1 protein-coding gene is annotated in these 243 nt (G+C 63.4%); it reads right to left on the reverse strand.

The window, feature by feature from the left end; translation table 11 throughout:
* Positions 1-243 (reverse strand): sulfatase-like hydrolase/transferase (locus J5M67_RS29265; protein WP_207888762.1); only part of this gene is annotated, 243 nt, incomplete at both ends.

A 243-nucleotide genomic window follows, 5' to 3' on the forward strand; every position in this document is an offset into this window, starting at 1 on the left:
CATCCGGCCAGGACCACTGGTTCGGGCCGTTGTCGGTGGTGTAGACGACGATGGTGTTGTCGGCGATCTTCAGGTCGTCCACCGCCTTGAGCAGCTTGCCGACGTCGCCGTCGTGCTCGAGCATGCCGTCGGCGTACTCGTTGCCGGGCATGCCGCTCTGGCCCTTCATCGAGTCGCGCACGTGGGTGAAGAGGTGCATGCGCGTGGTATTCATCCAGACGAAGAACGGTTTGTCGGCCTTGG

Origin of the sequence: Pseudomonas sp. 30_B, from assembly GCF_017491605.1 — a bacterium.
Taxonomy (GTDB): Bacteria; Pseudomonadota; Gammaproteobacteria; order Pseudomonadales; family Pseudomonadaceae; genus Pseudomonas.